The 7,601-nt window shown below is 71.7% G+C and carries 7 protein-coding genes; 3 read left to right on the top strand and 4 right to left on the bottom strand.

Annotated elements, in window-relative coordinates; translation table 11 throughout:
- Positions 1–106: 106 nt before the first annotated feature.
- On the bottom strand, positions 107–1,042 hold the full coding sequence (locus tag C1I98_RS31715; RefSeq protein WP_111171048.1) for a bifunctional helix-turn-helix transcriptional regulator/GNAT family N-acetyltransferase: 936 nt from the start codon (positions 1,040–1,042) through the stop codon (positions 107–109).
- A gap of 178 nt (positions 1,043–1,220) precedes the next feature.
- Between C1I98_RS31715 and C1I98_RS31720 the strand changes: the two genes are divergently transcribed.
- Together C1I98_RS31720 and C1I98_RS31725 are read left to right on the top strand one after the other, a co-directional pair.
- Positions 1,221–2,204 (top strand): acetylxylan esterase, encoded by a 984-nt coding sequence (locus C1I98_RS31720; RefSeq protein WP_111171049.1) that lies wholly within the window; start codon positions 1,221–1,223, stop codon positions 2,202–2,204.
- Entirely contained in the window at positions 2,186–3,187 is a 1,002-nt protein-coding gene (locus tag C1I98_RS31725; RefSeq protein WP_111171050.1) for a lactonase family protein, read from the top strand. Before C1I98_RS31720 ends, C1I98_RS31725 begins: the two co-directional genes overlap by 19 nt.
- Before the next feature lie 13 nt (positions 3,188–3,200).
- On the opposite strand, the gene C1I98_RS31730 is transcribed toward C1I98_RS31725, so the two are convergent.
- Both C1I98_RS31730 and glpK read right to left on the bottom strand, forming a co-directional pair.
- Positions 3,201–3,722, bottom strand: a complete 522-nt coding sequence (locus tag C1I98_RS31730) for a DNA polymerase beta superfamily protein (protein ID WP_233508357.1) — start codon at positions 3,720–3,722, stop codon at positions 3,201–3,203.
- Between the two features lie 82 nt (positions 3,723–3,804).
- Positions 3,805–5,274 carry a glycerol kinase GlpK gene (glpK, locus tag C1I98_RS31735; protein WP_111171051.1) on the bottom strand — a complete coding sequence of 490 codons (1,470 nt, stop codon included), beginning with the start codon at positions 5,272–5,274 and terminating at the stop codon, positions 3,805–3,807.
- A 137-nt stretch (positions 5,275–5,411) separates the two neighbouring features.
- Between glpK and C1I98_RS31740 the strand changes: the two genes are divergently transcribed.
- Positions 5,412–6,437 carry a 6-phosphofructokinase gene (locus C1I98_RS31740; RefSeq protein ID WP_111171052.1) on the top strand — a complete coding sequence of 342 codons (1,026 nt, stop codon included), beginning with the start codon at positions 5,412–5,414 and terminating at the stop codon, positions 6,435–6,437.
- 182 nt (positions 6,438–6,619) lie between these two features.
- Here the strand turns inward: C1I98_RS31740 and C1I98_RS31745 are convergent, their stop codons facing one another.
- Positions 6,620–7,333 (bottom strand): MHYT domain-containing protein, encoded by a 714-nt coding sequence (locus C1I98_RS31745; RefSeq protein WP_158558262.1) that lies wholly within the window; start codon positions 7,331–7,333, stop codon positions 6,620–6,622.
- Between the last annotated feature and the right edge of the window lie 268 nt (positions 7,334–7,601).

The raw sequence follows: 7,601 nt of genomic DNA on the forward strand, positions 1-7,601 counted from the left end.
AACCTGGTCCATGCCCCTCGCCTAACCCCCTCCTACCCCAGTACTCCGGCCGCGCCTGGCCGTTCGCGTCCGGGGGGCGCGGCCGGAGTACTGGGGTAGGAGGGGGTTAGGCGAGGGGCATGGACCAGGTTTGTTCGATGACGGGGGTGCCTTCCTCGTCGCCGGGCTCCTCGTGGGTGAGTTGGAAGCCGGCGCGTTGGTAGAGGCGGCGGGCGTCGGTGAGGACGGGGCGGGTCCATAGCATGATCTGCCGGTAGCCGGCGGCGCGGGCGAAGGATACGCATTCGTCGATGAGGCGGCCGCCGAGGCCCAGGCCGCGGGCGAACGGCTCGACGAGGAGCATCCGGAGCTGGGCCGTGTCGTCGTCCTTGCGCACGCAGAAGACGCAGCCGGCCCGTTCGCCGTCCACCTCGGCGATCCAGCCCGCCTCGCGGGCGGGGTCGTGGTGGTCGGCGTAGTCGGCGACGATCCGCGCGACCAGGCCCTCGAAGCGCTGCCCCCAGCCCTGCTCGTGGGCGTAGAGGACGCCGTGCCTGAACACCACCCAGCCCAGGTCGCCGGTGCTCGGGGGGCGGATCACACACCCGGCGCCGGAGCGGATCTCGTCGCCGAGGGTCTGCTCGATCACCGACATGGCGGTGACGAGCCGGCCCCGGCCGTCGTCGCCGAGCTTGGCCAGCATCTCCTCGATCCGCTCGTCGGAGCGTTTGTCGAGCTCGGCGAAGGTGGCCCGCCCCACGTCGGTGAGCCGGACGACCTGCCGTCGCCCGTCGGCGGGGGAGCGCTCCCTGGTGGCCAGCCCCTCGCCCTCGAACCGGGCCAGGATGCGGCTCAGGTAGCCCGCGTCGAGCCCCAGGTCGCGGCGCAGGTCGGTGACCTCGCTGTGCCCGCCCTCGCGCCGGTGCTGCTCCAGCTCGTACAGCACCCGGGCCTCGGTCAGCGAGTAGGGCGCGTACATCGTCTCGGCCTGGAGGGCGCCGATGACCCCCGTGTAGAAGCGGTTGAAGGCGCGCACGGCGGCCACGCGGTCATCGACCGTCATCGCTCTCTCCTTCCGGGACGAGCAGTTAGTTGACTGAGTCAAAGAATAGCCTGATCGACCCTCACCGGCAACCCGCCGGAACCAAATGGAACCGACGCGAACACGATCGAAGCGGGCATGGCACGATGCTCCTGGACCGGCCCCCGAGCGATTTTCTGAACACGAGATGGGAGATCCATTGCCTCTGTTCGACATGCCCCTGGCCGAGTTGCGCGACTACCTCCCCACAAGGGATGAACCCGCCGACTTCGATGACTTCTGGAAGCGGACCCTCACCGAGGCCGAGGCGTTCGATCTGGCCGCCGAGTTCAAGCCGCACGACGCCGCCCTGACCTCCGTGAACGTGTACGACACCGCCTTCGCCGGCTGGCGCGGGCACCGCATCAACGCCTGGTTCATCCTGCCGCGCCACGTCCCGGACCCGGTCCCCTGCGTGGTCGCCTACATCGGCTACAGCGGCGGGCGGGGCTTCCCGCACACCCATCTCGAATGGCCCGCCGCCGGCTACGCCGTGCTGGTGGTGGACACCAGGGGCCAGGGCGGGTCCAACCCCGGCAGGCCGGGCGCGACCGCCGACCCGGACGGCGGCGACTTCGCCGCCGCCCCCGGGATGATGACCAGGGGCGTCCTGGACCCGGAGGGCTACTACTACCGCCGGGTGTTCGCAGACGCGGCCAGGGCGGTGGACGTGGCGGCGGCCCACCCGCGCGTGGACGCCACGCGCATCGCCGTGCAGGGGGAGAGCCAGGGCGGCGGCATCGCCCAGGCCGTCGCGGCGCTGCGGCCCAACGTCGCCGCCGCCCTCGTCGACATCCCCTTCCTTACGCATTTCCGGCGCGCGGTGGAGATCACCGGCAGCGAACCGTACGCCGAGATCGTCCGTTTCCTGTCCGCCCAGCGCGGCCTGGAGGAGCAGGTCTTCCGCACGCTGAGCTACTTCGACGGGGTCAACTTCGCCGCCAGGGGCTCGGCCCCCGCCCTCTACTCGGTGGCGCTGATGGACACGGTCTGCCCGCCGTCCACCGTGTTCGCGGCCTACAACCACCGGCCGGGTCCCAAGGAGATCACCGTGTGGCCATGGAACGGCCATGAGGGCGGGGCCGGAGAGCAACGGGAGGCCCAACTCCGGTACCTTCGCCAGTTGTGGCGACCACACGACTGATCTACATCGGCGGTTACACGCCGGACAGCGGCGGAGCGGGCCCGGGCATCACCACCGTGCGGATGGAGCACGACGGCCGGCTGACCGCGGTCGCCGAGACCGCCGCGTCCGGGCCGTCGTTCGTGGCGGCGCACCCCACACTGCCCGTGCTCTACGCGGTGGGCGAGACCGGCGAGGGCACCGTGACGGCGTTCACCCGCCATCCGGACGGCCGGCTCACCGAGATCGGCCGGCGCCCCAGCGGCGGCGACAGCCCCTGCCACGTGGCGGTGGACCCGCACGGTTCCTGGCTGGCCGTGGCCAACTACGGTGACGGCGTGCTCGGCGTCCAGCGCCTGGACGAGTTCGGCCGGATGGCGGGCCCGCTCAAGTCCTTCCCCGGCGACGGTTCCGGGCCCGACGCTGGCCGCCAGGCGGGCCCGCACGCCCACCAGGCCGTCTTCGGGCCGGACGGCGCGCTCTACGTGCCCGACCTCGGCGCCGACGAAGTGCGCCGCTACCTGGTGGACGACAACGTCCGCCCGCACCCCGACGGCCCGGTACACGTGGCCCCCGGCACCGGCCCGCGCCACCTGGCCCACTCCGCCGGCCGCTGGTACCTCGCGGGCGAGCTGGACGGCACCGTGTCGATGTACGACCGGCAATGGCGGGAGGCGGCCCGCGTCCCGGCATCCCGCTCGCCGGAGCCCAACGCGCCCTCCCACATCGAGGTCTCCCCGGACGGCCGCCTGGTGTACGTCGCCAACCGAGGCCCGGACACCGTGACGGTCCTCGACGCCGGCGACCTGTCCCACATCGACGAGGTGCCCTCCGGCTGCGCATGGCCGAGGCACTTCGCGCTCGTCGGCGACCGCCTCTACGTCGTCGGCCAGAACTCCGGCGATATCGCCATGCTCCCCACCAAGTCCGGCATTCCGCAATCGGCCGCCACGGCCTTCACCGTCGCCACCCCCTCCTGCATCCTCGCGCCCGCCGACCTCTGAGGCGCCGGGCGGCTCACGCGCCGGTACGCACCCTGACCAGCAGGTCGTGCAGGGCCGGGCCCGCGGTGGCCGCCTCCGGTAGCGCGGACCGCTCCTCGGCCTCGGCCAGTTCGGCGGTCAGCCGTACCGCATCGGGCGCGCCCGCGGGCGGCGCCCCGTGCTCGGCCTCCCGCTTGGCGGCCACCAGCTCGGGCAGGTACGGCGGCGCGCCCTCGTACAGCCGCGTCACGTCGGCCACCACCTCGCCCGTGCGCATCAGCCGTAAGCCGGTCAGCAGCACCCGGAAGGCGTAGAGCAGCGGCTTCAGCTCGCCGGACCTGCCGAACAGCGCGAGGGCCAGCGCGCAGAGCCGCTCGACCTCCCAGGAGAACTGCTCCGGCAGCGGGCCCTCGACGTGGGTGGGCGGCTTGTCCAGCCGCCAGAACAGCGAGGCCGGGGCGACGAACACGCCCCGCCGGTCGGTGTCGGACTCGGCGGTCGAAAGCCCGTACGCGCGCGACCCGACCACCACCGAGAGCACGGTGTGGTCGGTCACCAAGCGCGTCGAATCCTCCCGCATAGGGCACAAAGTGTGCCATGCGGGACACCGCATCCCCGCCAGGTTTTCCGCCGGGCGCTCAGGCCCAGCCGCGGGCCCGCTCCACCGCCCTGCCCCACCGCCGGTACGCCTCCTCATCACGGACGCCGGGCTCGAAGCGGCGCTCCAGCCGCCAGGTCTCGCGCAGCTCGTCCGGGGAGGACCACACACCCGCGCCCAGCCCGGCCAGGAAGGCCGCGCCCAGCGCGGTGGTCTCCTGGACCACCGGCCGCTCGACCGGGGTCGCGAGCTGGTCGGCCTGGTACTGCATGAGCAGGTCGTTGCCGCTCGCGCCGCCGTCGGACTTCAGCACCGGCACGGCGAGCCCGGCCGCCCCGGTCATCACCTCCACCACGTCGCGCACCTCGTACGCGATGGCCTCCAGGGTCGCCCTGACCAGGTGCGCCCTGGTGGTGCCGCGCGTGATCCCGCAGATCGTGCCGCGGGCGTCAGGGTCCCAGTGCGGCGCGCCGAGGCCGGTCAGCGCCGGGACGAACACCACGCCCCCCGAGTCGGGCACCGTGCCGGCCACCGCCTGCGTCTGGCGGGCGGTGTCGATCAGGCCCAGCCCGTCGCGCAGCCACTGGACGGCGGCCCCGGTGACGAAGATCGCCCCCTCCAGCGCGTAGGTGATCTCTCCGGACGGGCTCTGCCAGGCCACCGTGGTGAGCAGTCCGTCCTGGGAGCGCACCGGTTCGGTGCCGGTGTTGATGAGCACGAACGAACCGGTGCCGTAGGTGCACTTGACATCGCCGGGGGCGAAGCAGGTCTGCCCGAACAGCGCCGCCTGCTGGTCGCCCGCCAGGCCGCTGATCGGCAGGTCGAGCCCGAGGAAGGCGCGGGGGTCGGTGCGGCCGGCCAGGCCGTGGTTGGGCACGATCTCCGGCAGCGCCGCCCTGGGCACGCCGAACAGCTCGCACAGCTCGTCGGACCAGCCGCCCGCCGTCAGGTCGTACAGCAGCGTGCGGGAGGCGTTGGAGGCATCGGTGACGTGCCGGGCCCCGCCGGTCATCCGGGCGATCAGGTAGGAGTCGACGGTGCCCACCACCGCCGCGCCGCTGGTGACCGCCGCCCAGGACCGCTCGTCGTGCTCGGCCAGCCAGGTGAGCTTGGTCCCGGTGAAGTAGGGGTCCAGGCGCAGGCCGGTCAGCTCGGCGACGCGCGGCTCGTGCCCGGCCTCGCGCAGCCGCGTGCAGACGCCCGCGCTGCGCCGGTCCTGCCACACGATCGCGCGGCGCGGCGCGGCCAGGTCCGCGCGGTTCCAGAGGACCGCGGTCTCGCGCTGGTTGGTGATTCCGACGCAGGCGGGGGTGAGGTCCGACCCGTCCAGCGCGGTACGGCAGGCGGCCAGGACCGCCTGCCAGATCTCCTCGGGCGCGTGCTCGACCCGCCCCGGTTCCGGGAAGTGCTGCGCGAACTCCTGGTAGCCACGGGAATCGATCCGGCCGTCCTCGGTGACGATCACGGCGGTGACGCCGGTGGTGCCCGCGTCGACGGCCAGGACACTCATGACACTCCTCGCGTATGGTCTAGACCAGTACTTGTGGCTACGGCAGAATGCCAGGGTCGGGCGGCGACACCATCACCGTGAGCCGACCGTACTACCCCTTAGAGTCTTGCCGTGCAAACCATCGGGAGGAACCCGCAATGCGTATAGGAGTGCTCACCGGAGGCGGTGACTGTCCCGGGCTCAACGCCGTCATCAGGGCGGTCGTCCGCAAGGGCGTGAGCGTCTACGGGCATGAGTTCGTAGGATTCCGGGACGGCTGGCGAGGTCCGCTCGAAGGCGAAACGATGCCGCTGGACATCCAGGCGGTGCGCGGCATCCTGCCACGCGGCGGCACGATCCTCGGGTCGTCGAGGACCAACCCGATCAAGATCGACGGCGGCGTGGAACGAATCAACGCCAACCTGACCTCCTCGGGGGTCGACGCGTTGATCGCCATCGGCGGCGAGGACACCCTGGGTGTCGCCAAGCAGCTCTTCGACCTCGGCGTCCGCGTGATCGGCGTGCCCAAGACGATCGACAACGACCTCAACGCGACCGACTACACGTTCGGCTTCGACACCGCGGTCAACATCGCGATGGAGGCGATCGACCGGCTGCACACCACCGCCGAGTCCCACCACCGCGCGCTGATCTGCGAGGTCATGGGCCGCCACGCGGGCTGGATCGCGCTGCACGCCGGCATGGCCTCCGGGGCCAACGTCATCCTGATCCCGGAGAAGCCGTTCGACATCGACCGGGTCTGCGAGTATGTGGAGAGCCGGTTCAAGACCCGCTACGCGCCGATAATCGTGGTCGCCGAGGGCGCGCACCCGGTCGAGGGCCAGATGGCGCTGCAGACCGGCGAGCTCGACGCGTTCGGTCACGTCCGGCTCGGCGGCATCGGCGAGCGGCTGGCCAAGGAGATCGAAAAGCGCACCGGCAAGGAGGCCCGCACCACGGTGCTGGGCCACATCCAGCGCGGCGGCACCCCGACGGCCTTCGACCGCGTCCTAGCCACCCGGTTCGGCCTGCAGGCGATCGACGCCGCCCACGAGGGCGACTTCGGCAAGATGGTCGCGCTGCGCGGCACCGACATCGTCCGGGTCGGCCTGGACGAGGCGACCAAGGAGCTGAAGACCGTCCCGGCCTCGCGCTACGAGGAGGCCGAGGTCTTCTTCGGCTGATCCGTCCCCGGACCTGGGCCGATCTTTGCAAGCGGATTGCAAGCGGGCCGGCCTAGGTTCTGTGGAGTCAGCGGTCTATCCGCTCACATCCCCTCCGTGTACGGCTTGTGCCTCGTTTGAAGCGGCCCGCGAGGCGCAGGCCGTACATCTTTTTGGCCCGCGCGTCTTTCTCACCCGCTTTCTCACCCGCGCGCCGGCGGTTCGGGCCCGGCCTGCGGCACCGCGTGCCCCGGCGCGAGCAGTACCGCAAGCAGCAGCGCGAACGTCACCACGCTGATCGCCACCACCACCGGCGGCAGCAGGTCGATCGCCTCCGCGCCCGGCGGTTCGCCGCCCGCGGGACGCACTCGCACCCGCATCGCGAACATGCCCGTGTGGTGTACGCCGCTGACCGCCACGCCCAAGATGAGCGCCCCCGCCACCGCGGCGGCCGGGCCGGTCCGCCGCGCGTACCGCAGGGCGGCGGTCGCCGCCGTCACCGCGATCAGCACCGACAACGCGACGATCACAGGGTCGTAGGACACATCCGCGTTCATGTTCATCGCGGCCATTCCCAGGTAGTGCATGCCCGCGATGCCGAGCCCGGTGAGGAGCCCCGCCCCGGCGAGCGCGGGGCCCTCGCCGCCCCGCGCGGCCAGGGACAGCCCGGTGCCCACCACCACGATGGCGAAGGCCGCCGACGCGGAGGTCAGCGGCAGGTCGTAGCGGACCCGCGTACCGGAGACCCGAAAGCCCATCATCGCGATGAAGTGCATCACCCACACGCCGGTCCAGCCGGTCGAGAGCGAGCCGCCCACCAGCCACGCCGCGCGGGCGGGGCCCGTCGAGGCGCGCGCCCGCGCGATCAGCAGGAGGCCCAGCAGCGCGCCGACGCTGGAGACGAGGTAGGCGATCACCGGTGTCCACCGTTCATGCGCAAAATAATCAATATGCGACATACGCCCAGTGTTCCTATTAATTAGGGAGATTTCGGGAAGTATGGCAGCGCCGACCTGGTGACATGAGCTTTTGTCACCTATTGACCACGCGGACCGGGCGGGGACCGTCTGTAAGAGAACGCCGGCCCCTGCGGGGCCACGGTGAAGGGGAGCGCATCATGGCCGAACAGGGATGCGTGCGCTGGAAGCGCTTCGGGCTGGTCTTCGTTCCCGTCGCGGCGATGAC

It is taken from the genome of Spongiactinospora gelatinilytica, from assembly GCF_003236385.1.
Taxonomy (GTDB): Bacteria; Actinomycetota; Actinomycetes; order Streptosporangiales; family Streptosporangiaceae; genus Spongiactinospora; species Spongiactinospora gelatinilytica.

Bases quoted from the DNA above. Each gene is read 5' to 3' on its own strand.
- glpK (WP_111171051.1), bottom strand. From the start codon at position 5,274: ATGAGTGTCCTGGCCGTCGACGCGGGCACCACCGGCGTCACCGCCGTG.
- C1I98_RS31740 (WP_111171052.1), top strand. From the start codon at position 5,412: ATGCGTATAGGAGTGCTCACCGGAGGCGGTGACTGTCCCGGGCTCAAC.
- C1I98_RS31715 (WP_111171048.1), bottom strand. From the start codon at position 1,042: ATGACGGTCGATGACCGCGTGGCCGCCGTGCGCGCCTTCAACCGCTTC.